Below are 24,234 nucleotides of genomic sequence, written 5' to 3'. Positions count from 1 at the left end.
AGGCTTTTAGGGCCTACGTATTTTTTGCTCTTAAGCTATCGTAACCTCTGGACCAGCGCGTTTTTTATGACTTGAGTCACTCCGGGTTCAACATTTCTCGGTTAAAATTGTCAAAAATCAAGCGGAAAGGAAGCTAACGATGAGTACAAACCAGACATTGCGGCTTAAAACGGGAGCGGAGCTGTTGATCGAATGCTTGCGGGAGGAAAAGGTCGATACGATTTTCGGGTATCCCGGCGGCGCGGTAATTCCGATTTATGACGCGCTTTATGACTGCTCCGGGATGCGGCATATTTTGACCCGCCACGAACAGGCCGCCGTGCACGCGGCGGACGGATATGCGCGGGTTACGGGCCGGGCCGGCGTAGCCCTGGTCACCTCGGGACCGGGAGCCACAAACGCGGTGACGGGCATCGCCAACGCCTTTATGGACTCGGTGCCGCTGGTGGTGTTGACGGGCCAGGTATCCACCGATCTGATCGGGCGCGACAGCTTCCAGGAAGTGAACATTTTCGGCATGACGATGGATGTGACGAAGCATAATTATGCCGTTTCGGACATCGGCCAATTGCCGCGGATCGTGAAGGAAGCCTTTTATATCGCCACGACGGGAAGACCCGGACCGGTGCTGATCGATTTGCCCAAAAATGTGATGGCGGGCAAAACCGGACTCGTTCCGGCCCTGCAAACCTCGATCCGCGGTTATCAGCCCGCTCCTCCCATTCCTGATGAATCCGTGCGTATCATCCGGGACAAACTTGCTGCATCCCGGCGGCCGGTCCTGGTGGCCGGGGGCGGCGTGGTCTCATCCGGCGCCGCCGAGGAGCTCGTCCGGTTCGCGGAGAGCGCGCGGATTCCCGTCGCTACCACGCTGATGGGGATCGGAGCTTTCCCTTCCCGGCATCCGCTGTACCTCGGCATGCTCGGCATGCACGGAACCTATGCCGCCAACCGGGCCGTCCATCAGGCCGACCTGCTGCTCTGCCTCGGCACGAGGCTAAACGACCGCTTGTCCGGCAAAGCCAAATCGTTTTCCCCGCAGTCCTGGAAAATCCAGGTCGATATCGACAACGCCGAGTTGGATAAAAATATCCCCATGGATCTGAACGTCCAGGGCGATATCCGGGAACTGCTGGCCAAGCTGAACGCTTCGCCTTGCGGTGGCCCAGGAAGCGAATGGGCGGATGGCACCGCCGGCTGGCAAAGAAAAGTCCCGCACTTTACCGCCCCCGCCGATGCCGGCAAGGACGCGCTGAATCCGCAGGAAGTCATTAAGCTGCTCGATACACTGACGGAAGGCGGGGCGGTCGTAGCCACGGATGTCGGCCAGCATCAAATATGGACCGCCCACCACTACAGATTTTCCCGTCCCCGTTCGTTCCTGACGTCGGGGGGACTCGGCACGATGGGCTTTGGCTTCCCCGCCGCCATCGGGGCGGCGGTCGCCCAAGGCAGCGAAACGCGGCCGATCCTGTGCGTGACCGGAGACGGGAGCTTTCAAATGAACCTCCAGGAGTTGATGACGGCCGTCGACTACAAGCTGCCGATTAAGATCGCTATCCTGAACAACGGTTATTTGGGGATGGTCCGGCAGTGGCAGCAGCTGTTCTATGATCGGCGTTATTCCTCCGTGCAAATTTCCTCGCCGGATTTTGTCGCTTTCGCGGGCGCATACGGGGTTCCCGGTTTTCGCGCGCAGACGGTGGAGGAAGCCGAATTCGCGATTCGCCGGGCTCTGGAAATCCCGGGTCCTGTGCTGATGGAGTTCAACGTCAAGGAAGAGCAAAACGTTTACCCGATGGTGCCGCCCGGAGAAAGCAACGACAAGATGCTGACCGGCGAGGACGACCTGTAGCTCCCGGTCGAAGCATGGCCTCGGCAGGCAAAACCGAAGTACTCGGTACTGCTGATCATGAAAGAAGGGGAAGGATTCTCGTAGTAGAACAGAAGAGGGGATGGGTATGGGGTGGAACCCCATACCCATCCCTCCCCTTGCGCTGAGCGTATGGGTTTGCGCGGGCAAGGGCCTCGCCGGCGGCGAGGTTTTTCCTAAGCCGGGGCTCTTGCTAAACTGCGGACGCTGCTCTAACGGACACCAGCGACCTTATCCGCCCATTTCCCGGGTATTTCCCAGCCTAACGGACACACATGACTCTATTTCGCTTTAAACGAGTTCACCCTCGCCGATTTGAGCTAAATAAGGTCATCTGTGTCCGTTACATTTTGCAAACCTCCGTTTTTCCGTAAATAACGGCTCTGGTGTCCCTTAGCCTCCAGATTCCTCTCCTCCTCCCCTCGCTATCTGCGCATCGTCCTCTCCTTCCCCTCTCTACCTTCGCATCGTGCTCTCCCCCTCCCCTTCTACCTTCGCATCGTCCGCTACCTCGCCGGAAATTTTGTGAATAATGTAAAAAAGGGCTCCCCGAGAAGCATCATCTTCGTCGGGAAAGCCCTTTTTCTCTTAGCCCAAGCCCTGAATGGTTCAATCGAAACCGCCGTCTTGCCAAGCAACCGGCGTTATACACTCTGGCCGCGCCCGCCTTCCTCCTGCCACTTCAGCTCCCATTCCCGCAGTTTCGCCCGGCGGATTTTGTCGAGTTCGCGCTGTTTCTCTTCGTTTACGCCCAGCAAAAAATGCAGATGCGCTCCGATCACAAGAAAAGCAAAACCCGCCCATACCGCGCCGAACAGCGATACCCAGCCGGCCCAGGGATCAAAGGAAATAAGCGGCAGCGCGTACACGAGCATCGCCAGCGCCAGAATTAAATAAACGACATGCTTCCATTTGTTTGGTTTCTTTACCGTCTTCATCTTTCGCAGCTCCTTTATTTCATAGATTAAGAGATTAAGAGATTCGCACCTTCGCCTGTCCGCTTGTTCTCTTCTAATCTATGAAGGGAAACGAAAGAATATGAGAACCTTTTTTCGTTTACATTCCCGCCCCGTACAAATGCTGCAGGCTGTCCGTAATGATCTTGTTGATGTCTTGGATAATTACGCTAAGCCGGCGCTCCGCATCAAACAGGCGGCGAATGTTCAGGTTCAGGCTCAGCACCTCGAACTGCTTCTCCATCTGTTCCATTTCTTCGGGAGCCGGCATTTCCCCCGCCATCATCCGCTGCTGCACCGCGTTTTGGCGGACGCGGAAATCATCCAGCATCCGTTTGCTCTCCGGGTCGGCTTCGATCAGCTTCATCGCTGCCGTAATTTCCGTCACTTCCGGGCTGCCTTTCAAGGCGGCCGCCAAATCATGCGCTTTGTCGTAAATACTCATGTGTATTCCTCCTAAAATTGACTTTATTCTTATTCCGAAATTTATGCTACCTTGACACCAGCATCAACAGCGACTGGAACAGTCCGATGATCCCGCCAAGCAGAACGCCCAGCCAGGTGATCGCGCGAAATTCCTTGCCGGACACGCTGAGAATGATTTCCTCGAGGCGCTCCACCGGAAACTTCCGCACCTGCTCCTCAACCAATTGCGGCAGCTGCACGGCCTGCATGGCGGCGGGGATTCCATTGGCCGTGAGGTTTAGCGCCCGCAGGGTCACCGCGGGAACCGCCGCGATCGCCCGCTCTTTCCACGGGGCCAGCAAGGACCGCAGCGGCGTTTCTTCCGCATGTTCGATCCATGCTTCCACCGGAAGAAGCCCGAGCTTCCCGGCCAGCCAGTCCAAAGCCTCTTCCCCGGTCAGGGCGGCAAGCAGCTCGGCGGCCGGCTTTTCTCCGTACAGCTCAAGCCGCGCTTCGATCGCTCCCGCCGTTTTGCTTACCGTCTCTTCCCCCCGCAGCGCCCGGACGAGGGCTGGCGTCAGCTTTTGCACCAGCTTATCCTCATCCACAAATATCGCGGCCATCGTGCCGAGAAATCCGCCGGCGTTGTCCATCAGGCCGGAAGCCATCTTGGACAACATGCGCTGCCCTCCGGCGGACAACAACTCCTCCTCCACCGCCTGCAGGATCGCTTGCGCCGCCGCGGTGCTCCATTTCTTGCGGTTTTCCTCCGACCAGCCGGGAACGAGCTGTTTCAAAGGAATGCCGTCCCACTCGTAACGCCGCCACAGGTGTTCAAGTCCTGCCGCCGACGCACGCCGCACTTCGCCGGCCAGCCGCGATTTCATTGCTTCCCATTCCGCTTCGCCCCAGGTCCTCACGGCCGCTTCGCCAAGCGTCAGCGGGCTTGCCTCCCAGCGCTCGATCAGACCGCGCAAATACCCCTCCGCTTTTTGGCGGAAGGCCGGCCGCAGCACGGTCTCCTGCAGTCCTTCGGCCGTAACCAGGTATTCCGCCACCACTCGGCCCAGCGACCCGGCGATATCGTCCCGGCGCTTCGGAATGAGCCCCGGCGTAAACGGAATCTTGAACTTGCCGATATGTACCGGTTTTCTGGGATGAAACAGCATTTTAATCGCAAAATGATTGGTTATTCCGCCCACGAAGGCAGCCACTACCACGTTAATGACTACATAAAGCCAATCGGCCACCCCGATTTCCTCCTTATCTTAGGCTACTACCTAATATCTTAGGCTATTACCTAACTCTTCTCTCGCAGACTTACGCTTTCCGCCCGCGCCCGGACCGGGAAACGCCGCTTCATCGCCAGCCCTTAAAGCCCGCGAAAACGGGCATGGGTTAATCACCAAGGATTCTATGTCCTCATATGATGCATTACATGCATTTGACGCAGACGGTCTTTGCTTGCATCCAAGACTCAAGCTTAGCTTGGAAGGAGATCCGCTACATGCCCTCCAAAAAAATTAAGATACAGATCATGGGTCCGGGCCTGCTTGAAGACGATACCCTCGCGCTCGGAGACATGCTGATCAAACAGTGGAAAATACCGACCGATCTTCCACTCTTCCTGGCCTTCGGATCATTCCGGCATAGTGTAAAAGTCATCCCTTTAATCAGATCCGACGGAGTTCGAATGAGTGCTGGACTTGCAAGGAAAATGGGAATTCAGCCGCGATCGCCGCTGCGGCTCATATATCGCCCTCATTCATCTACCATTCAATTCGGCCCCTTGCTCGGCGTGTTGCTTAGCCAGGATGATGCGGAAAATCCGGAAAGACCTTTCGGTAAAATGACTTCATTTTGCAGGGAACTCGCTAACGCATGCTCCAGGCAAGGGGTGTTTGTCTACTTTTTTACGCCGGAGCATATCGGCAAAGACTCCGAACAAGTGTCCGGCTGGGTCTTCCACAAAGACGAATGGAAAAAGACCCCCTTGCCGGCCGCAGACGTATTTTACAATCGGCTGACATCCCGCAAACTGGAGAACAAACCTAGCGTACAGCATTTTATGAAAGAAGTAAAATCCCGCTACGGGAGCCATTTTTTCAACGAGAAATATCTCGATAAGACCGAGGTGTTTGACGCGCTGGCCAAAGACGGCCCGCTGCTCCGTTATTTGCCGGAATCCCATCTGTTTCGGGGCTATGCCATGCTCAAGACCATGTGCGCCAAATACCCGATCATTTTTTTGAAGCCGGTCAAAGGCAGCTTGGGAAAAGGGATCATTCGCATTTCAAAGCTCGAAAGCGGCGCCTATCAGGCGCTTACTGCTCAGGTCGGCGGCACGCGGCGCCATACCTATCCCAGCCTCGCCAAGCTTTTCTCCGCCTTAAGCGGCAGAATGAAGACGACAAGATACCAGATCCAGCAAGGGCTGCACCTGATCGAGATCGATCATCGGCCGGTCGATTTTCGCGCGCTTGTCCAGAAAAATTTGTCCGGCAAATGGAGCACGACCTCGATCGTCGCCCGGATTGCCGGAAACCAGCATTTCGTGTCCAATCTGGCCCGCGGAGGGACGCTCAGCACGGTCAAGGACGCGAGTACCCGCAGTTCATTGCTGCCGGGAATGAAGAGCAAGGTCGGCGCCAGATTGAAAAAGGCGGCGCTGGACATCGCCCAGGGCGTTGACGCCAACTTGCCGGCTCATTTCGGGGAATTCGGCATCGATCTGGCGGTCGACACAAACGGCAGGGTTTGGCTGCTGGAGGTCAACTCCAAACCTTCCAAAAACGACAATACCCCGATGGGCACTGGAAAGATCCGCCCGTCGGTCAAGCGAATTATAGAATACACCCGCTATTTGTCCGGCTTCTAAGGAGGAATCATCCGATGAATCATGCTCTCAAAGGCAGCGTCGGCGTTCTTGTCGCCGAAAGCGAAGGCCCGCTTCCTTTCGCTGAAGCTTCCTTTTGCCGCAAGCTTTGCCGGATCGGCGAAAGGAAGGGCATGTGCGTGTATGTATTTTGTTTGCCTTCGATTTCGGAGGGCAACGCAAACGGGATTCCGGGTTACATGTTTGAGCGGGGAATCTGGGTCCGCAAATGGCTCCCCAGGCCTGACATCATTTATGACCGCTGCCTGACCCATGACCGCAAAGGGCAGCTGCGCAAACATCGCCTGCTGTCCCAGTTGGCCGACAAGCATCCGTATATCTATCTGACGCGGGGGCTTGCGGGAAAATGGGCGGTGTACCAGGCGCTGCGCAAATGCCGGGATCTCGCTCCCTATTTGCCGGAAACCGCATTGTACGAAGGTCCGCTGAGGCTTGCCGAATGGCTTGAAGCCCACGACAAGGAGGTTTTTCTGAAACCCCGAAACGGTACGCACGGCAGAAGGACGCTTTACGTCAAGCTGGCGGACTCCGGCGAACAAATCGGAATTATCGGCCGGAGCGGCAGCAATACGTTGTTCAAACGGCGTTTCTGTTCCCGTAAAGCCGGGCTGGAATGGATCGATAAGTTTATCGGAGCCCGCCCCTTTCTAATCCAGCCTTATCTGCAGTTAAACAACGCGCAAGGCGAGCCGTTCGATATTCGAGTTCTCATGCAAAAAAACGAAAAAGGGGAATGGAGCTTAACGGGAATGGCGGTGCGGGTCGGTCCAAAGCATTCGCTGACCTCCAATCTTCACGGCGGCGGCACCGCGCATAAAGCGCTGCCTTATCTGATTCGGGAGCTAGGGGAAACCGCCGGGAAATCCGCCGTCCAAACCATCCGCCATCTGTCCTTGCGGATACCGGAATATTTGGAGACCTGTTTTGGCCGCCTGGCGGAGCTTGGCCTCGATTTCGGCGTGGACCGCGAAGGCCAAGTTTGGATCCTGGAGGTGAATTCCAAACCGGGACGGACTTCGTTTTTCCGGATCGGTGACCCGATAAGCGCCCGAAAATCGATTGAAAATCCGATTTCCTACGCCCGCTATTTGCTTCTGAGCAAACCCTGAAAACGTTTAGGAGGATAAAATTCATGAGTTTGACTTATTGCAACGTCCATTTCACGCAGGAACCCGAGCGGGTCGTCTACTTGTCCGGGGCATTAATGAAGAACCTGAAGCTGTCAGGCAAAAAGTCGGTTCATCTGAGACTCGGCGGGGAACGGGTGCCCGCCGCCGTCAAGCGGATCAATAAAACGGGCAAACACTTGTACTTGGCTAACGGGGTACGCAAAGGCATCAAAATTCCGAAGCAGGGCGGCGTTTATCTCCGCAGTCTTCAGGAAGGCGAGGTGCAAATCGGACCGCTGATCGGCGTGCTGTCCGACGGGCCGGCATCCTCCCGCGCGAACCCGTTTGGTTCGCGTACCGGCTTTATCAGGCAGCTAATGCGCCAAGGCAGCAAAATGTCCTACATTTTTGCTTTTACCCCGCGCGACATTAACTGGGATAACGAAACCATCAACGGGTATTTCCTGAACGAAGCCGGACGTTTCGTAAGAAAACGTGTGCCGCTGCCCGATGTCGTGTACAACCGGCTGCCCAGCCGCCGGGCGGAGACATCGCCCTTGATCAATCAGCTCAGGGACCGGTTTGTCCGCCGGAGGATCCCTTTTTTCAACTGGAGCTTCTTCAACAAATCTGACATTTACCGTCTCCTGGAAAGGGACCCCACGGTCAGCCGTTATGTGCCCGAATCGATCATGAGCCCAACCCCGGAGCAAATCAAGGATATGCTCGACCGCCATTCGCTCGTTTATTACAAACCAAACAGCGGAAGCCTGGGCAACGGGATATATCGCCTTTCCTATATACCGAAAAGCGGCTATTACGCCCGTTACCGCAAAAACGGCCATAACGCCCTGCTCAGGTTCAACTCCTTCGCCAGCCTGATGCGAACGCTGCAGGCCAGACACGGCCGCTCGCTGCGGGGCTATGTCGCCCAGCAGGGCATCCGCCTGATCGAGATCGACGGCTGTCCGATCGATTTCCGTTTTCATATGCACAAAAACGGCAGAAACCAGTGGGTTGTCGTCGGCATCGGCGCCAAAAAAGCCGGAAAAGGCAGTGTAACGACCCATTTGAAAAACGGCGGCTCCCTGTTGACGCCGGACCAGGCGCTCAATCGTGCCTTTGGCTCACGCGCCGACGAGGTGCTGAGGCACGCGAAAAACGCAGCCATTACGCTGGCGGAGGCGATCGAGTCGCATCATCAGCATCTGATCGGCGAAATCGGCTTCGACATCGGGATCGACCGGGACGAACGAGTCTGGATGTTTGAAGCCAACGCCAAACCCGGGCGCTCCATTTTCAAGCATCCCTCGCTCCGCGCCGAAGGGAAGGCCTCGATCGATCATATCCTCGAACATTGCCTGTATTTAAGCAAATTCCGTAGGAGGGACGGCTGATGAGCAGTCCGCTTTTGAGCGAAAAAAAACCGGTAGTCGCCGTGCTGACGGTCGATGACGATTTCAAACTATTCCGGGGTAACCGCGCCAATTTCCGGGATATCGTAAAAACGGGTCTGGAGCTTGATATCCCGGTTTACGTCGTCACCGCCCGGGACCTCAAGCTCAGCGCCAAAAAAGTGCAGGGGTACGTGTTCCATCCGGAGGATAAAACGTGGAAAAAGCACTGGGTCCCCCTGCCCGACGTCGTCTACAACCGGGTCCCGCTGCGCGAGGATGAACGGAAAGCGGAGGTGCGGCGGAAAATCGACGAGTGCCTCCGGCATGAGTCGATCCAATTGTACAATCCTTTTTTCTTCAATAAATGGCGCCTGTTCGATTGGCTGAAAAAGGGCCGAACGACCCGAGCGCTCGTGCCGGATACGAAAAAAATGATCGGCCCCAATACGCTGGATGCGATGCTGCAAAAATACGGCAGCCTTTATTTAAAACCGGTGAGCGGCAAGGCGGGGAAGGGGATTATGCTGGTGAAGCTTAACGAGAACGAGGAGAAGCGCTACCGGCTGACGCTTCAGGGCAAAAGAAGCAGGAACGTCGTGTTCAAAACGGCCAGTCTTCCGGCCCTTTGGAAGCGGGTCAAGTCCGAAGCGGGCAGGACCCCGTACATTATGCAGGAAAGCATCCCCCTCGCCTCTTACCGCGGACGCCACTTCGATATGCGCGTGCTTGTGCAGAAGACGGGCAAGGGCGTCTGGACGGTCACCGGGGTCGGCGCCCGCCTCGCCGGGCCGAAGCGAATTACAACTCATGTACCGCAAGGGGGGAGCATTGAGGATCCGGAAAAGCTGCTGTCCCCGGCTTTCGGCTCGGACATGACGGACTTTCTGATCAGCCGCGTGAAATCAAACGCCCTGCTCATCGCCAAGCAAATCGAAAAGGAATGCGGTCATACACTGGGGGAAATGTCCATGGACTTAGGGATTGATACGGAAGGACAAATCTGGTTTTTTGAAGCCAATGCCAAGCCGATGAAATTCGATGAGCCGCATATTCGTAAAAAGTCGCTGGAGCGGATATTTCAATACAGCCAATTTTTATCCCGGCAGCCGAAGCACAAGTAGCGAGGGGGTGAGGAGCGATGGAAATTCGAAAACTAAAACCCGAAGACGGGCCGGGTTGGGAACAGCAGCACGGCGATGTGCTGGTCTTTGCGCGCAAGTATGGGGCGGGACGCATCCCGCCCTTCGCCTTCCGGGCACTGATGAAGCTGTCGCCGAGAGAGCTCGGCTTCCCGGGGAGCTCGCTGCTTGTAGCCCGGATTCAAGCTGACGACGGGCCCCGCATTGCCGGCGTCTCCTGCGTTACGGATTACGGCCGCGGGCTTTGCCTCGTCGTGGTCCATCCGCTGTATCGGGGACGTGGGCTCGGCTCCAGGCTGCTTGCGGAGCAGCTTTCCATTTTGCGGCAATTGTCGTGCCTGGTGGCCTGCGACCAGATCTCCAGCCTGCAGATGTGTTTCCGCGCAGGCCTTTATGCCCGCCGGCTGGTCAAGGTCCGCGGCGGAAAACCGCAGCTGCTCCTCGAAAACAGCCTATCGCGGACAGCAAGCGGAGGCGGCACTGCCCATTTCAACGAAGAAGGTGATTCTCTTTGTCTCAACCCGTTTTAGGGATCTTGACTTTGTACCTAAATGACAAGAAACGGTTGGAGGAACCGCATATTTACCAAAAAATGATCTCCGAAGGACAGCGGCTTGGGCTGGACGTTTTTGTATTTACCCCTGCGGATGTCTATGAGAAAAAAAAGCTGATTTATGCGCTCGTTTACGATCCGAAACACAAAAAATGGTCCCGTAAATGGCGCCGGTTTCCGAATCTCATTTTCGACCGCTGCCGGATCCAACGCAGCAAAAGGTTCGAACAGCTGAGGCGCTTCCGGGCGCGCCACGGCAGCCTGACCTTCCTCAACCGCCCGCTGCGCAACAAATGGACCATCTACCAAACGTTATCCCGCATCGAGAGGTTCAGGGAGCATCTCCCCGAAACCATGTTGTTTCAGCATAGCGGGGATGTGCTCGGGTTGCTGAAAAAATATCCGACCGTTTACGTCAAGCCAATCAGCGGTACCGGAGGCCGGGGAATCCTGCGGATCGAGCGCTTTGGAGCGGATCAGTTCTTGATTCAAGGTCGGGAACAAAACCGCAGCATCGTTTCCCCCCGGAAAATCCATAAATCCCGGCTGAGCGCTTACCTGCTTGCCTGGAAGGGCAGCGCCGAATTTCTCGCCCAGCAGGGGATTCAAATCAAGCTGCCGAACGGCCGGGTTCACGATTACCGGATGCTGGTGCAAAAAAACGGGCAGGGCCGCTGGGAAGCGACCGGTTGTGCCGGGCGCGTCGGCCCGCCCCGCAGCGTAACCTCCAATTTGCACGGCGGCGGGCATGCGGTGGCGATGAACACGCTCCTTAAGCAGTGGATTCCCGGGGAGGAACGGCGCGCCGAAGTGCGCAGAACCGCTGAGCGGCTAAGCCTGGACATCGCGGAATATTTGGAAAAAACCTTCGGTTCCCTGTGCGAGTTGGCCCTCGATTTAGCCATCAATAAGCAAGGGCATATCTACGTCCTCGAGGTGAACCCCAAGCCGGCGCGGGAGGTCTTCATGAAATCCGGCGATCCCGACGCCTACCGGAAAGCGATCGTACGGCCGCTCGAATACGCCATGTGGGTACACAAACAGAAAGCCGCCCCTTCCTGACGGAAGGAGCGGCTTCGCTTTATTTGGCCTGCAGCGGCTCTATGGTTACTCGCCTTTGAGGTATACCGGATCCGATTGGTTGCCGGCATAATCCTCCATGATGACATACACTTCTTTCGCCGCCGAGGTGAAACTGAGGCTCGCCTTGGTCGTCCTGCCCCGAATGATCCGGTCCTTGTCTCCCACACCATAGGTTATCGGGAATTTTTTTCGGACCCCGTCCTCGTATACATACATGTACCGCCAATCTCTGGTGCTTGGCATCGGCAAATTCAGTTTATCGCCGTCCCATGACCAATCCTCGGCGTACGGCTCGGAAATTTTATCGATAAACCGGCCGCTTATCGAAACCGGCGTAGCGTCTTCCGAAGCAATCGTCACCAGATAATCGTCCCCGTTTATTGGCATGCCGCTAAACAGCGCGGAGGTGGACCCTTTCGGAACCGTTACTTTGGCGGAGACGGGTTCCTTAGTGGTGATCCAGTTTAGTGATTGCACGCTGACCGTAATATCGCCCGCCGGTTTATGCGGATTGGTCCAGGTTACCCGGAGGTCGCCGTTTTCCTGCGAATCCGCGGCGATATCCGAGACCGAATGGGTCAGATTGAAGTTGATTTTCGCGGCCTGTCCTTCCCGGCCGTCCGCCCCTACGGCGGCGACTTTGATCGTGCCCGATTTCGCCGGCAAATTTTTAATGTAATAGATGCCGTCGTATTTACCGCCAATGAATACATCGTTTACGTATACATTGTATTGTTTAACCACGGAGTAATCCGGGTCCATATCCCATTTGACCGTCATCTCGCCGGTATTCGGATAGGCTGCGGAAATCGTTAGCCCCACAGGCGCGGATGGCTTGACCGCCGAACCGTCATCGATACGGATTTGCCCGATATTGATCTGATAGTTATCCACCGGTTGTTTCCCCGGATCGAACACGAGGCCGAAAGCGGCAATGGATTTTCCGCTGTAGCCGCTAAGGTCAAGCTCCGCCGTGACCCAATCTTTCGTGCGTTTCCCGCTGTCCGGAACGGCAATTTTCACCACGTGCTCCGGATCGTCCGCCAGGATCAGGCCGGCATACATCGTCGAACCGTCATTGGCCGAGCTTTTGTTGTAGGTTAGCGAAAGCTTCGAGCTTTTATTTACGTCAAGATCCGTCTTATACAAGCGCAAGAAATTCTCCGCATTCAAATCGCCGTTCACGACCAGCGAGCTGCCGCCTTGGTAAGCGCCGATTTGCTCATAGTCGTATCGATCCGTATCCGTGAAGTTATATTCCGGGCCATAGTCGAAATCGACGGTAAGCTTGTTGCCGGCCGTATCCTGCCACCATTGCCAGGTCACCGGAACGTCCTGCAAGCTCATATTGGACCACTCGTCCCCGCCCGACACCTTGCCGTCCACGTAATAGGACAATCCGTGTCCCGTGTTGAAATTCGTATAGAAGTCCGAACTGCCGATAACGGAACGCTCGGCGATCACGGACGCCATGCCCGGCCAATACCGGTTGTCCGCATAGACGTCGCCGGCCGTGTTCGTCCCGGGCACCTGTGTGTTTTGCGGATCAATGTTGGGTCCCGACCACCACAATTGTTCGCGGACCTTCGTCATCCATTGGTATTCGTTTTCCTGGCGATGCCGGACCGGCCACGCTTGATTCATATCCTCGTCGAGCCCGGCATGGACGAAATCGGCGCCAAGCGTGGCGATGCTAAGCAGCGGCAGGCCGTTATTGAGTTTATTTTTCAGCGCCGTTCCCTGAACGCTCTTAAACCGGTCGCGTCCGGCCTCAAGCCCGGCAAATCCGACATCGTAAATATCGAAGCTCGTTCCCTGGGAATCGTTTAGCTTGTTCAAATAGCTTTTGGCTGCCGCGATTTGGCTCGCGCCCATACCGTAATCAAAAAAGAAGGATTGGGCAACCTGCTTACTATCGTTTTTGTCGTACAAGAACGAAATATTGTTATCGTTGAACGTTCTGGCAAAGGTGTTCGCACCGGTGCGGGTATCCAGCGAATCATACCACTGAACGTACAACCCGCCATTTTGCAGCGCTTTCATAAAGGCGATATAGTCGGGAATGTCCTTGGTGTCGACATTGGGGCCGATTTCCTCCTGGTTGATAAAGTACCCGTCATACCCGAAATAGCCGGCCATTTCAATCAGCTTGTCGGCCACCGGAAAATGGCCGCGCTCATCCTTGACGATCATCTGTTTATACGTCTGTTGCCCGCGGTCGTTGTTGGAGAAGAAAATCCCCGCCAAAGACAGCACCCCGTTTTTGTGGGCCGCGTCGGTATACGTCGGATTCGGAATGTTCAGGATGCCGAATTCAAACCATTTTTGCTGCCAGTCCTTCTGCGCCAATTCGTCGTAATATTCCGGCGGGGTATAGGCCGTCGCCGTTCCGTGCCAATAGGAGTAATAATCGATGTACTGCCAAAAATTAAAATGATATTGGGCAAATTTGTTCGTGTAAGGCGCATTTTCGATAAAAGCGTTTCCATAATCGCCCGCCACGTTCATCATTTGCACGTCCGTGCTTAGCTTGGGATTGGCTTGGGTGGCCGGGAACGGGGCGATTCGTTTTTGCAGCGGCACATGGGATCTGAGCAGTTCGGCGTCAGGGTCGGTTTCCGGGCTCCAATTCTGAATATGTCCGCTGGTATATCCGTGTACGCTGGGCTGGTTTTGCCCGTGAGCGCTCGCTCCCTCAAAAGGCCAGGTGTCCCCCGCCTGCGCCTCAAGCGGAAAACCCGTGACAACCACGGCTAACACCACTGCGATCGAAGTGATTTTGGCGATTGCTTTTTTTCCGGTTTTTACGATCATTATTTCCCCTCCATTTTCATGTCATCATGCTTGCCCCAATCCGGATTGGTCATTTACGTTATCACTCTATCCGATGAAAACCCTTCCAACAATGGGACAAATTAAAGATATTATGGTTGATTTAAAGAAAAAGCAGACCTCTCCCTTGGGGAGAAAGATCTGCTTAACCTTCATTATTTGCTATTTGCCGCTTCGTCATATAATTCGAGCAGCTCAGCGAAGGCGCCGATCAACACGTCGGCCCCCGCCAATTCCCGGTCATTCCCAAAACCCGCGTAAGCGCAGCCGATGACGGTCTGACCGTTTTTACTGCCCGCTTCCACATCGGAGGAGCGATCACCAACCATCCAGGCGGTGCGGATGCCGTGGTTGTCCAGCAGCAGCTTGACCAAATCCACTTTGGACGCCGTCTGATATTCGCCGGCGCTGTATAGTCCTTCAAACAACGGAAGAATGCCGTGCGTGCCGGCCACACCCTTTACGTAATGCTCCAGCCCGTTGCTGGCCACAAAAAGTCTGACGCCCTGCTCTTTTAGCCGCGTCAAAGTTTCGCGCACCTGCGGGTACAGCTCGGAGGGGAGTTCCTTCAGTCCGGCCAGCTCTAGCTCGAGCAACAGCTCGTCGGCCCGTTGACGCACCTTTTCACTTTGATCCGGCAGCACTCTTTTCCAGATTTCCGGCAGCAGCATGCCCAGACAGCTTAAAATCAATTCCTCAGGTGGTGTTTCGCCTTCATACAGCCGCTCCTCCCGCAGCCGGTCAAACACTTGGTGAAACACGGGAACAAGCAGCGTTTCCGTCTTGAACAACGTTCCGTCCATGTCAAAAATCATCGCTTCGGGTTTCGTCAGCATAGGTTTTGCGTTCTCCATCCCCACAGTCCTTCCCTCTATTGTATAGCCCCATAATATGTCAAAACGGCGTCATTTGTAAACCTTGCCCTTAAAAAGCAAAAACCGCCCCTTCCGTGAGGAAAGGGCGGCTTGAAACATCCGTTATTTTTATGAGGATCGTTTATCCAAAGACGAGCTGCGGTTGTCGGCATCATAGACATATCCGCGAATTCTGTAGTCCGGATAGTTGTCTTCCAAGTCGTCAATCATGTCGCCCAACAGATTTCTTTGATTAGAGCTGGAGAGATTCTCCCAGTTGCTCTTTTTGATGTAGACTTTTAAAGAGACCTCTTCACGTTTATCATCCACGGACAGGACGATGCTTACCGGATAACCCCGATAAGGGGAGTATTCATCCTCCAATTTCTCCAGCATTCTGGATTCGCTTAGGCCGCTGCTGCTGTTGCTGCCTAAACGAACTGTTCCCGAGCTGTTGACGGAGAAGTTTGTCAGTTTGGAAGATTTTTTGTTTTTCACGCTTCCCTCGATATCCGCTTTGCTGTACTCATGCAAAATATCGTCGACGATGTCCTGCAGATACGATTCCTGTCTCGAGGACGACAAATAGTTCCATTCGTCTTCGTCCACTTTAATGGTCACTGTAATGTCGTTTTTATCCCCGGACAGGGAAATCGAGGCGTCCAGATCGAAAGAGTCTTCGTAGTCGCGATTAAGGTTTTTTTCCAAACTGCTCAGGTTGTCGTTTTTGTTGTCCAAGGCACTTTGCAGTGATTTGATTTGCGATTCCAGCGAGGAAATCGTTGAATCCTTCGACGTAATCGTCGAATTCGCCGTGCTTAATTCTGATTTTAAATTCGCAAGCTGTTTGTTCAATTCCGTAACTTCCGCATTCAGTTTGTCGAGCTCGGCTTTATCCGTAGACGACGTAACATCCGTAATCGTGACGATCTTGTTCGTCCCGTCCCAGGATAACGATTTGCCGAGCGCTTCGCCCGCCATCCGGATCGGCACATAGGTGGTTCCGTCAACCATAAAAGGCTCCTGGCCAGAGGTAGACGAAATCGTTTGTCCGTTATATACGAGTTTAATATTGCTAAAAACCGCCTTCAATGTTTTCGTGGCATTCGCCGCAAATGCGTCGTTGGTCAGCAAAGTCCCGGAAATCAGCACGGAAGACAAGGCTATGAGGCCGACCGCTTTCTTGTTAAACTTCATTATTACCGACATTCTCCTTTTCCCAATTATTGCCCTGCCGTTTAAAGATTGGATTAGCTGACAAGCTCTCTATTAAATTTAATTAGCAGGTAGCTTAAGGTTACCATATTTTTCAGCCACAGGCCAATTTCATTTTGGTAACAATTTGGTATTTCTTAAGTGCTACTTCAGGCGGATTCCCTTCACCGTGCCGCCGTCAAAATCCTTCACAAGGAATTCATCGCCCGCAAGAATTCCGTAGGAATGGGGATAGTTGTCCTTCGGCAGGGCGATCGATCCCGGATTCAGCACAAACACCCCGCCCTTGCGGTCGGCGACAGGGATATGGGTATGCCCCTGAATAAACACGTCGTTTTCGGCCAGCGGCGGCAACTGGTCGATATTAAAGCCGTGGCCGTGGGTTGCATAGATGCGGCGGCCCTCATGCAAAATCATGGCGTAGTCCGCCATCATCGGAAACTCCAGCAGCATCTGGTCGACTTCCGCGTCGCAGTTGCCGCGAACGGCGGCGATTTTGTGCTTGTGCCGGTTCAGCGTCTCCGCAACCCGCTTAGGATCGTAGCCTTCCGGGAGCGGATTACGCGGCCCATGGTAGAGGAAATCCCCCAGCATGACGAGTTGGTCCGGCCGCTCCTCCTCCATCTTCTCCAGCGCCCGGTCCAGCCAATGGCCGGACCCGTGGATGTCCGAAATAAACATCAATTTCATGGCTTACTCTCCGTTCAACCGGTACCCCGCATGGAACACCGGTCCGACATATTCATTAAAGCGATATCCGGAACGGATGGCGGCGGTAACGAATTTCTTTGCCTTAGCCACCGCTTCCTTGACCGTTAAGCCGTTCGCCAAACCGCCGGTAATGGCTGCCGCAAACGTACAGCCAGCGCCGTGATTATAGGCCGGTTCAATTTTCGGCGACTCCAAAACGACATACTCTGCGCCGTCGTAGAACAGGTCGATCGCCATTTCCCCGTCCAGCGCTTTGCCGCCTTTAATGACGACGTTTTTGGCGCCGCGCTTGTAGATCGCTTGAGCCGCCGCCTTCATCTCATCCAGCGTGGTAAGACGCCCAAGCCCCGACAATACCCCGGCTTCGAACAAATTCGGCGTCGTCACCGTGGCCAGCGGCAGCAGCAAATCGCGGATCGCGTCCGCGCTTTCCGGGTTCAACACTTCATCCTCGCCTTTGCAGACCATCACTGGGTCGATGACGACATTTGGCTGATCATATTTACGGATGCAGGACTCCACGGCTTCGATAATCGGTACGCTGCCCAGCATTCCGGTTTTCATCGCGTCAACGGGGCCTCCGGCATAGACGGTTTTGAGCTGCTCGGCTACCAATGCGGCTTCCATCGGGTAAACGTTATGGTGCCACCCCCGGTCCGGATCCATCGTGACGATCGTCGTCAAGGCGCTGAAGCCGTAAGTACCGTACTCTTCGAATGTTTTCAAATCGGCCTGAATCCCGGCTCCCCCGCTGGAATCACTGCCGGCAATCGTTAATGTTTTGAAGATCTTTGACATGTTGGGTTGCTCCTTTACGATGAACTTCCTAGCTCCCGAATTTCGGCGGGAACTGATAACATCTATTTTAGCACTATTTTTAGAAAGTTCAGACGAAATTACTCGAATATGGCCCATCAAATGCAAAAGTACAGTTCATTCCCGATCAAAAGTCCCTTTTTTATCAAATAGCCCCAAATGAGATGCACTTTTGCATTTCAAGCGATCTAAAACGAACATTCGTAGAAAATCAGATGTACTTTTGCATTTGGTTCGGCCAAGCCACGAAAATTCGAATCGCCCCGGTAAAGTGTTCCATGCCAAATGTTGAGGGTTGTCCCCCTTCTCCCCCCACCATACAATGGATAACATGGGAGGAGGTGATCCGCAGTGAAGATATTCCGGGGATTGATATTGGTTATGGTCATAACCTTCGGATTAGGATTCTACGGCGAAACCACGCAAGCCGCAGCCAGCACACTGCAAGTGGGCAGTAAGGGCGGTGATGTATGGGATCTGCAATACCGGCTGAAGGCGCTTGGCTTGTTTAACCAGCAGCTAACCGGCTATTACGGAACCTACACGAAAAACGCGGTGCAAAGCTTCCAGCGAAATTACGGGCTCCAGGTTGATGGGAAGGCAGGCTCGCAAACCTGGCAAGCGCTCAAAAAATACTCGCTGAATCAAAGCGAAATGGACATTATGGCAAAAGTGATCTACAGTGAAGCCAGGGGAGAACCTTACGTGGGTCAGGTAGCTGTCGGCGCCGTCGTCATGAATCGGATCCAATCCGCTAAGTTTCCCGACAATATACGCGATGTTGTGTTTCAGCGCGGTGCGTTTACGGCCGTAGATGACGGCCAGTTCTGGCTTACGCCGGACAAAACGTCTTATCTGGCCGCCCAGGATGCTGTCCGCGGATGGGATCCGACATACAACTCGCTGTTTTATTTTAATCCGAAAACTGCAACAAGCGCCTGGATTTGGACGCGTCCGCAAAACGTTACCATAGGCAATCATATATTCACCGATTAATCCGGTAAAACTGGGACAGGATATGCAGCAGTGCTGCAGCCTGTCCTTTTTTACATAGTTTCGTTGTTTTTGCATCGGGGCCTAAGAAATTTTTGACATTCATATTTCAGCTTAGGCTCGGAAACACTTTTTCTTAGTTCAGCAAATTAAAAAAGATAGGTGTGTACAGCTTCATGTATTTGACCCCGCGATTGTATCACTCCATCGTACGCCCCAGATGGTTTACCGAAAAATATATTCACAACCATATTCGAGACCACTTCTCCTTGGAGAATAAAATGGTGCTTGATTTTGGCTGCGGAACCGGGGCGAACTGTTCCATGAGTCAGGCTGAGCATTACTGCGGTATCGATCTCGATAGCCGGAGAATCGGCTTTGCCAAACGGTTGTTTCCAAACCACACTTTTGTCGTATTTGACGGAAAACAAATCCCGCTGCCTGATCAAACGGTGGATCTCATATTGATTATCGCGGTTCTTCACCATATCCCAAACGAGCTCATTAACGACTATTTGTATGAGTTCCGCAGAGTTTTGAAGCCGGGCGGCAACATGGTCGTTATTGAACCTTATTTATGCCAAAAAAACAAATTCAATAACTGGTTTATGAACCGCTATGACGACGGAAACTACATTCGCAATGAAAATGATTACCTCCAGTTATTTAAAAACGGGCGGTATGATTGTAAAGTGTTAGAAAAATTCAGAAAGTGTTTCCTGTATAACGAAATTTTTTTTAGCGCTACCCCCCACAATCCCCATATGTTGACAGAACAACATGAAATATAGCAATATCGAATAAACAGATAGGCTTCAGATTTTTTAGAATAAAAGATCTAAGCCTGAACGGGGGGCTGTGCATTGAAAAGCGAGCAGGAAATGAGAAATTTGTTTTTGGATTTCGCCGCGAAAGAGGATAGAATCCGCTTAGTGACTATGGAAGGATCGCGCACCAACGTAAACATTCCCCCCGATTCATTCCAGGATTACGACATTTCTTATTTTGTTACGGATATGGATTTTTTCAAGGAAAACGATGAATGGCTCGGCGTTTTTGGAAAGCGCATCATGATGCAGAAACCCGAGGATATGGAGCTTTTTCCTCCGGAACTGGGCAATTGGTTCTCCTACATCATTCTTTTTGAGGATGGCAATAAATTGGATTTGACCCTGATTCCCGTAAAAGAGTTGGAGCTTTATTTCGCCGAAAGCGACGGTTTGGTGCAGGTATTGCTTGATAAAGACCGTCTCGTCAACAATGAAGTGACCGCAAGCGACCGCCAGTATTGGATTAAGAAGCCGGCCGCCAGGGAATTCGATGATTGCTGCAACGAGTTCTGGATGGTTTCGACCTATGTCGTTAAAGGGCTGGCGCGACAAGAAATTCTGTTTGCCATCGATCATTTGAACGAAATCGCACGGCCCAATTTGCTGCGGATGATGGCCTGGCACATCGGCTCGGTGCATGGGTATACGTTTAGCGTGGGGAAGAACTATAAATTTATTAACCGCTATCTTCCGCGTGAAGATTGGGAAACATTGCTGTCAACCTATGATGGAACCGGCTATCCGGAAATGTGGCGCTCTTTATTTACTTGTTATGAGCTGTTTAGAAAATACTCCAAAGCGGTGGCGCAAAACCTTAGGATTACATACCCGGATTATGATGAAGCGATCACGAAGTATACCGGGGCGGTTTATGATTCGTTGGCGGAAACGAGGTAAACGCTTTGCACGCTGCCCTTTCGGCAAGTGAAAACCGCCGGAGAATTTGCTCCGGCGGTGCTTCGATACGCGGGTTTAATCGCAGCCTCCCCTGCTGAACACGTGATCTATAAATATAGCGGTAAATTATGGCGCTATTGTTGAAATGTTGCTTTCAGCGCGCAAAATAGCAGAATTTTTCGGTCTTATTTGGGGACCAAGCTCGGAAAAAAGTGCCTCTTTCTCCCCGTCCCTCAAAATTAGCGGTAAGAAATTCCTTTACTTGAGCTAACCTCCCTGTCTTGGCAAAAATAACGCCCTTTTTTACCGCTATTGTCTCGGCCGGCCGTTTACGTCATGGCTCTAATTCAATCTCAAGCGTCTTATCCACCTGAACGGGATCCGTCTCCCGCATCATGCGAATTTCGTAGGTATCCTGTTTGGGAACCAAAAAGGACAATTCGTATTCCTCTTTCCCCTTGGACGGAATGATCAGTTCCTTCCTTAAGTCCGCTTTCTCCCCGTAGTACTCCTCCCAAAGCTCCGGAGACTCCTCTTTATCGGGACGCAACGAAGGGATATCGAAACGGACGCTCATGCGGTCTTCCGCTTTCTGCAGCACCTTAAGCTTTAACAACCCGTCTTCATACCGCGTTTCCGTAATCGTCATTTCCTTACCTTTAAAACGGATCGGCTTCGGCAGTTCATCGTTCAGGCCAAGCGTAAACGTATCGCTTCCCGTCCAGTCCGATATCTCCACAGCGTTGACATGAAGCGTTAAGCTTTTCACCGTCTCGTCAAAAAACGGGGAGGAGTTAAACGTCAGCTCGATCATGCCTGGCTGATATCTCTCATCCAAAGGCAGGTATTCCGAAATCGGCCGGTAGGAGTCCAGCGGATACACCTTGCCGTTGTTATCCGTCAGTTTGATGGCATCTTCGGCCGAATCGATATCCAGCAAATAATCTCTACTGTTATCGAGCCGCAATTCAGCGTAGGTATTCAGCGGTGTGATCCTGATATTTTCCAGTACAAGGCCCCTAATATCCGGATCGCCCGCAACTTCAATCCGCTGCTGTCCCTGAATGATCCGGTCTTCCAACCATTGAGAAGACGAAAACGGCACATTCATGGCATAATTCCGTTCCCCTTCCCGTTGTCCGAGTTTTGGTTCTGGGTCTACAAAAATCGTAAAATGCAAGGTGTCGGGATTTCCTTTCAGAAACGCTTGGACTTCCTCCGGGTTCAGTTCCATGATTTCGGAAATGACCAAAATCGGCTCTCCCGTTTCCTGGTCAGTAATAATGTCTTCGCTGCTGCCCGCCCCGCTTATATCTTCGAAGTCCGAATTCTGCACAGCGTAGAAGTCGGCAGTTCTGTCGAGTGTCAAGCTGCCATCGGGATTTTTGGCAAGATGGTCTTTGATTCCATCCGTTTGAATAAAAGCTTTGTACATCAGTTTATCGCTGGTCAGATAGACGTCCGCCAGGCTTACCTTCATATCTCCGAACTGCTGAACCACTGGTTCAAAGGGAGTATACTTATTAGCAGCGGCGTTCTTGACCCCGTCCTGGCTGCGGATCGAGTCCAGCCAGTCGGCGGCGACCGAAATGCCGGGGATTTGCTTAAGCATGCTGGCAAATGCCGGAGAGATCTCGGCCGAAATGAACAAGATCGAAACGGCGGCGGCTCCCGCGGCTACCCCGGTAAGCCATGCTTTTCTCTTTTTCGGAAGGGGATGCACCTTGCTGCTCTCACTATGTAACGCGATATTCCGGGCAAAATCCCTCAGTGCCTCTGGGGCCGTTAACTGGTTCAGCGACCACTGCAATTCCTTTTTCATGTTCATTTCAATCTTTGTATCCAACATTCATCATCACCTTCCTGTTATCGGTAGATTGATAAAGCTTGAGCAGTTTGTGCCGTGCCCGGTGCAGCCGGGATTTTACCGTTCCTTCCTTCACACCGAGCGCGGCCGAAATCTCCTCGATGGACATTTCCTGATAGTAAAAGAGCAGGATCACCGAACGATGTTGAATGTCCAGCGACATCACCTGGGAGAGCAGTCTGTGCTGTTCCTCTTTTTTCAATAGGGCTTCGATTGGCTGCGCCCCCTGATCCACAGGCTCCAAATGCTCCAGATCCTCGGTCATTCTGTTCAGCCGCGAACGCTTCCTCGCCAGATCGATCGCTCTCATGGCGCACAGGTGCTTGAACCAACCGGCAAAACTGCGGATTTCCTTTCCGTTCATAATGGCCCTATAAGCCTCGATCATGGCGTTCTGCACGGCATCCTCCGCCAAATGCGTCGAGCGCAGTATCGCGGCGGATGCGCTGTATACCCGGTCCAGCAGCGGTTCGACCAGCTTGTAAAACGCCTCCCGATCACCGTTCCTGCATCGTTCCATCAACGCTTGTTCCTCTTGCATTAATATCACTTCCTAAAGTTGATCTCGATATATAGGCGCAGCCAGCTTGGCACTGGTTCATTTTTCGGAGAAAAAAGAATAACGCCTCCTCTGGATTTATCGGCTCCAAAGAAGGCGCTGTGCAGGATAAGAAAATTAGGGCAATTCGTTAGCCGTTAACTGCCGGCAGACTTTTGGGGCAAAGGACGTGGGAGAATGTTGTCCAAACCATCGGCAATTCGCAAACGGTCCCGCGCTTCGATCCATTCCTCCGGAATGATCAGATGCCGGCAGGCGCTGCTCTGCAGATAGGTGTAGATGATCTGCGCTTCGTCAATTTCGTCGCGGGCCAGCGGGCTGGCCGGCAGCGTCTTCTCCGCTCCGAAACCGCCGAGGATCGCCTCCGTGATCTCGGCCCGCAACTGCTCAGGCGGTCTGCCGGCAACATGATATTTTTCACTGAAAAGCACGCGATTCCGCTTCACCAGAAACAGCTTGATTGTCTGTTCGTCCAGGGCTTCAACGATGGCGAGGCTAAGGTTCTGCTCGGTGAAATGAATCATGGCTTCCTTATTTACCAGCAGGTTCACCGCTTGAAGCGAGTCCCTGTACCTGGCCGCGGCCGCAAAATCATACCGTTCGGCAGCCGCCGCCATCTCTTGTTCCATGGCCTCGTATAAACTCCGGTCTCTCCCCGCCAGAAGCTCGATAAAGCGGTCGACAATCCGCTCGTATTCCCGGACCGCCTCGCCTCCGAGACACATGCCGCGGCATAACCCAAGCGAATAATTCAAACAAGGGGTTTGACTGATGGAAGATCGGGCACAGGCGATTTGCAAGCACTCCTGAATCCCCCGGACCGCCTCCAGGACGGTATTTTTGCTGGCCGTATAAGGTCCGAAACACGCCGCCCCGGCCTCCCCAATGCCCGAATGATGGGTGACCTCAATGCGGCGGAAGCCGTTCCCCGGCCGGATGGTGATATAAACATATGCGAGCGGGTTTTTCATTTTTTTGTTGTATACCGGCTTCCATTCGCGAATTAACCGGCATTCCAGCATAAACGCTTCGAATTCGGTATCGGTCACCCTGATCTCCAAATCGCGTACGTTATTGACCAGCCTTTTGATTTTATTGGAATGGGGCGCGGAAGGATAAAAATAAGACCGAACCCGCTGCTGCAAATTTTTCGACTTGCCGACGTACAAAATTCCCCCGTTCCCGTCTTTCATCAAGTAGACTCCCGGCGATGACGGCAGATTTCCAAGCTTGTCCTTCATCTGCGTGC

General features: G+C 53.4%; 21 protein-coding genes. 10 read left to right on the top strand and 11 right to left on the bottom strand.

Annotated elements, in window-relative coordinates; genetic code table 11:
- Window positions 1–139 precede the first annotated feature (139 nt).
- Complete coding sequence (gene ilvB, locus EHV15_RS18485; protein WP_128632492.1) at window positions 140–1,855, top strand: biosynthetic-type acetolactate synthase large subunit; 1,716 nt, start codon at window positions 140–142, stop codon at window positions 1,853–1,855.
- 662 nt (window positions 1,856–2,517) lie between these two features.
- Here the strand turns inward: ilvB and EHV15_RS18480 are convergent.
- The 3 genes from EHV15_RS18480 to EHV15_RS18470 form a co-directional block, all read right to left on the bottom strand.
- Complete coding sequence (locus EHV15_RS18480; RefSeq protein WP_128632491.1) at window positions 2,518–2,811, bottom strand: hypothetical protein; 294 nt, start codon at window positions 2,809–2,811, stop codon at window positions 2,518–2,520.
- Between the two features lie 118 nt (window positions 2,812–2,929).
- Window positions 2,930–3,274, bottom strand: coding sequence for a YlbF/YmcA family competence regulator (locus tag EHV15_RS18475; protein WP_128632490.1), 345 nt, complete (start codon window positions 3,272–3,274; stop codon window positions 2,930–2,932).
- Between the two features lie 46 nt (window positions 3,275–3,320).
- On the bottom strand, window positions 3,321–4,484 hold the full coding sequence (locus tag EHV15_RS18470; RefSeq protein ID WP_128632489.1) for a DUF445 family protein: 1,164 nt from the start codon (window positions 4,482–4,484) through the stop codon (window positions 3,321–3,323).
- Between the two features lie 257 nt (window positions 4,485–4,741).
- Between EHV15_RS18470 and EHV15_RS18465 the strand changes: the two genes are divergently transcribed.
- The 6 genes from EHV15_RS18465 to EHV15_RS18440 are packed head-to-tail and all read left to right on the top strand — an operon-like array spanning window position 4,742 to window position 11,390.
- On the top strand, window positions 4,742–6,112 hold the full coding sequence (locus tag EHV15_RS18465) for a YheC/YheD family endospore coat-associated protein (RefSeq protein WP_128632488.1): 1,371 nt from the start codon (window positions 4,742–4,744) through the stop codon (window positions 6,110–6,112).
- A 14-nt stretch (window positions 6,113–6,126) separates the two neighbouring features.
- Complete coding sequence (locus EHV15_RS18460) at window positions 6,127–7,239, top strand: YheC/YheD family endospore coat-associated protein (protein ID WP_128632487.1); 1,113 nt, start codon at window positions 6,127–6,129, stop codon at window positions 7,237–7,239.
- A 23-nt stretch (window positions 7,240–7,262) separates the two neighbouring features.
- Window positions 7,263–8,636, top strand: coding sequence for a YheC/YheD family endospore coat-associated protein (locus tag EHV15_RS18455; protein WP_128632486.1), 1,374 nt, complete (start codon window positions 7,263–7,265; stop codon window positions 8,634–8,636).
- A complete protein-coding gene (locus EHV15_RS18450; protein WP_128632485.1) occupies window positions 8,636–9,757 on the top strand; it encodes a YheC/YheD family endospore coat-associated protein in 1,122 nt (373 codons plus the stop codon). The genes EHV15_RS18455 and EHV15_RS18450 overlap by 1 nt, the downstream gene beginning before the upstream one ends.
- A gap of 17 nt (window positions 9,758–9,774) precedes the next feature.
- Window positions 9,775–10,305, top strand: a complete 531-nt coding sequence (locus tag EHV15_RS18445; RefSeq protein ID WP_128632484.1) for a GNAT family N-acetyltransferase — start codon at window positions 9,775–9,777, stop codon at window positions 10,303–10,305.
- Window positions 10,287–11,390: a YheC/YheD family endospore coat-associated protein gene (locus EHV15_RS18440; protein WP_128632483.1), complete on the top strand. Its 1,104-nt coding sequence runs from the start codon at window positions 10,287–10,289 to the stop codon at window positions 11,388–11,390. Before EHV15_RS18445 ends, EHV15_RS18440 begins: the two co-directional genes overlap by 19 nt.
- 45 nt (window positions 11,391–11,435) lie before the next feature.
- Here the strand turns inward: EHV15_RS18440 and EHV15_RS18435 are convergent, their stop codons facing one another.
- From EHV15_RS18435 to thiD, 5 genes are all read right to left on the bottom strand, one after another.
- Window positions 11,436–14,225, bottom strand: coding sequence for an endo-beta-N-acetylglucosaminidase (locus EHV15_RS18435; RefSeq protein ID WP_128632482.1), 2,790 nt, complete (start codon window positions 14,223–14,225; stop codon window positions 11,436–11,438).
- 173 nt (window positions 14,226–14,398) lie between these two features.
- The gene (locus EHV15_RS18430; protein WP_128632481.1) at window positions 14,399–15,097 is read right to left on the bottom strand and encodes an HAD family hydrolase; all 699 of its coding nucleotides are present in this window, start codon (window positions 15,095–15,097) and stop codon (window positions 14,399–14,401) included.
- A gap of 129 nt (window positions 15,098–15,226) precedes the next feature.
- Window positions 15,227–16,294: a stalk domain-containing protein gene (locus EHV15_RS18425; protein WP_178075884.1), complete on the bottom strand. Its 1,068-nt coding sequence runs from the start codon at window positions 16,292–16,294 to the stop codon at window positions 15,227–15,229.
- Window positions 16,295–16,456: 162 nt separating this feature from the next.
- Window positions 16,457–17,002 (bottom strand): phosphodiesterase, encoded by a 546-nt coding sequence (yfcE, locus tag EHV15_RS18420; protein ID WP_128632479.1) that lies wholly within the window; start codon window positions 17,000–17,002, stop codon window positions 16,457–16,459.
- Window positions 17,003–17,005: 3 nt separating this feature from the next.
- Complete coding sequence (gene thiD / locus EHV15_RS18415) at window positions 17,006–17,821, bottom strand: bifunctional hydroxymethylpyrimidine kinase/phosphomethylpyrimidine kinase (protein ID WP_128632478.1); 816 nt, start codon at window positions 17,819–17,821, stop codon at window positions 17,006–17,008.
- A 399-nt stretch (window positions 17,822–18,220) separates the two neighbouring features.
- Between thiD and sleB the strand changes: the two genes are divergently transcribed.
- The 3 genes from sleB (at window position 18,221) to ant(6) (ending at window position 20,559) form a co-directional block, all read left to right on the top strand.
- Window positions 18,221–18,835, top strand: a complete 615-nt coding sequence (sleB, locus tag EHV15_RS18410) for a spore cortex-lytic enzyme (protein WP_128635420.1) — start codon at window positions 18,221–18,223, stop codon at window positions 18,833–18,835.
- A gap of 173 nt (window positions 18,836–19,008) precedes the next feature.
- Window positions 19,009–19,623, top strand: coding sequence for a class I SAM-dependent methyltransferase (locus EHV15_RS18405; protein WP_128632477.1), 615 nt, complete (start codon window positions 19,009–19,011; stop codon window positions 19,621–19,623).
- Window positions 19,624–19,695: 72 nt separating this feature from the next.
- Window positions 19,696–20,559, top strand: coding sequence for an aminoglycoside 6-adenylyltransferase (ant(6), locus tag EHV15_RS18400; protein WP_128632476.1), 864 nt, complete (start codon window positions 19,696–19,698; stop codon window positions 20,557–20,559).
- Between the two features lie 334 nt (window positions 20,560–20,893).
- On the opposite strand, the gene EHV15_RS18395 is transcribed toward ant(6), so the two are convergent.
- From EHV15_RS18395 to EHV15_RS18385, 3 genes are all read right to left on the bottom strand, one after another.
- Window positions 20,894–22,408, bottom strand: coding sequence for a hypothetical protein (locus tag EHV15_RS18395; protein WP_128632475.1), 1,515 nt, complete (start codon window positions 22,406–22,408; stop codon window positions 20,894–20,896).
- Window positions 22,389–22,967, bottom strand: a complete 579-nt coding sequence (locus tag EHV15_RS18390; protein ID WP_178075883.1) for an RNA polymerase sigma factor — start codon at window positions 22,965–22,967, stop codon at window positions 22,389–22,391. Before EHV15_RS18390 ends, EHV15_RS18395 begins: the two co-directional genes overlap by 20 nt.
- Window positions 22,968–23,122: 155 nt before the next feature.
- Complete coding sequence (locus EHV15_RS18385; protein ID WP_128632474.1) at window positions 23,123–24,226, bottom strand: GIY-YIG nuclease family protein; 1,104 nt, start codon at window positions 24,224–24,226, stop codon at window positions 23,123–23,125.
- Window positions 24,227–24,234: the final 8 nt, after the last annotated feature.

The sequence above is a fragment of the Paenibacillus oralis genome (assembly GCF_003863965.1).
GTDB lineage: Bacteria > Bacillota > Bacilli > Paenibacillales > Paenibacillaceae > Fontibacillus > Fontibacillus oralis.
Note: the sequence above shows the minus strand (reverse complement) of the source record. Positions and strands in the feature narration are given on the sequence as shown.

Bases quoted from the DNA above. Each gene is read 5' to 3' on its own strand.
- ilvB (WP_128632492.1), top strand. From the start codon at position 140: ATGAGTACAAACCAGACATTGCGGCTTAAAACGGGAGCGGAGCTGTTG.
- EHV15_RS18480 (WP_128632491.1), bottom strand. From the start codon at position 2,811: ATGAAGACGGTAAAGAAACCAAACAAATGGAAGCATGTCGTTTATTTA.
- EHV15_RS18475 (WP_128632490.1), bottom strand. From the start codon at position 3,274: ATGAGTATTTACGACAAAGCGCATGATTTGGCGGCCGCCTTGAAAGGC.
- EHV15_RS18465 (WP_128632488.1), top strand. From the start codon at position 4,742: ATGCCCTCCAAAAAAATTAAGATACAGATCATGGGTCCGGGCCTGCTT.
- EHV15_RS18460 (WP_128632487.1), top strand. From the start codon at position 6,127: ATGAATCATGCTCTCAAAGGCAGCGTCGGCGTTCTTGTCGCCGAAAGC.
- EHV15_RS18455 (WP_128632486.1), top strand. From the start codon at position 7,263: ATGAGTTTGACTTATTGCAACGTCCATTTCACGCAGGAACCCGAGCGG.
- EHV15_RS18450 (WP_128632485.1), top strand. From the start codon at position 8,636: ATGAGCAGTCCGCTTTTGAGCGAAAAAAAACCGGTAGTCGCCGTGCTG.
- EHV15_RS18445 (WP_128632484.1), top strand. From the start codon at position 9,775: ATGGAAATTCGAAAACTAAAACCCGAAGACGGGCCGGGTTGGGAACAG.
- EHV15_RS18435 (WP_128632482.1), bottom strand. From the start codon at position 14,225: ATGATCGTAAAAACCGGAAAAAAAGCAATCGCCAAAATCACTTCGATC.
- EHV15_RS18430 (WP_128632481.1), bottom strand. From the start codon at position 15,097: ATGGAGAACGCAAAACCTATGCTGACGAAACCCGAAGCGATGATTTTT.
- EHV15_RS18425 (WP_178075884.1), bottom strand. From the start codon at position 16,294: ATGAAGTTTAACAAGAAAGCGGTCGGCCTCATAGCCTTGTCTTCCGTG.
- yfcE (WP_128632479.1), bottom strand. From the start codon at position 17,002: ATGAAATTGATGTTTATTTCGGACATCCACGGGTCCGGCCATTGGCTG.
- thiD (WP_128632478.1), bottom strand. From the start codon at position 17,821: ATGTCAAAGATCTTCAAAACATTAACGATTGCCGGCAGTGATTCCAGC.
- sleB (WP_128635420.1), top strand. From the start codon at position 18,221: ATGGTCATAACCTTCGGATTAGGATTCTACGGCGAAACCACGCAAGCC.
- EHV15_RS18405 (WP_128632477.1), top strand. From the start codon at position 19,009: ATGTATTTGACCCCGCGATTGTATCACTCCATCGTACGCCCCAGATGG.
- EHV15_RS18395 (WP_128632475.1), bottom strand. From the start codon at position 22,408: ATGTTGGATACAAAGATTGAAATGAACATGAAAAAGGAATTGCAGTGG.
- EHV15_RS18390 (WP_178075883.1), bottom strand. From the start codon at position 22,967: ATGCAAGAGGAACAAGCGTTGATGGAACGATGCAGGAACGGTGATCGG.
- EHV15_RS18385 (WP_128632474.1), bottom strand. From the start codon at position 24,226: ATGAAGGACAAGCTTGGAAATCTGCCGTCATCGCCGGGAGTCTACTTG.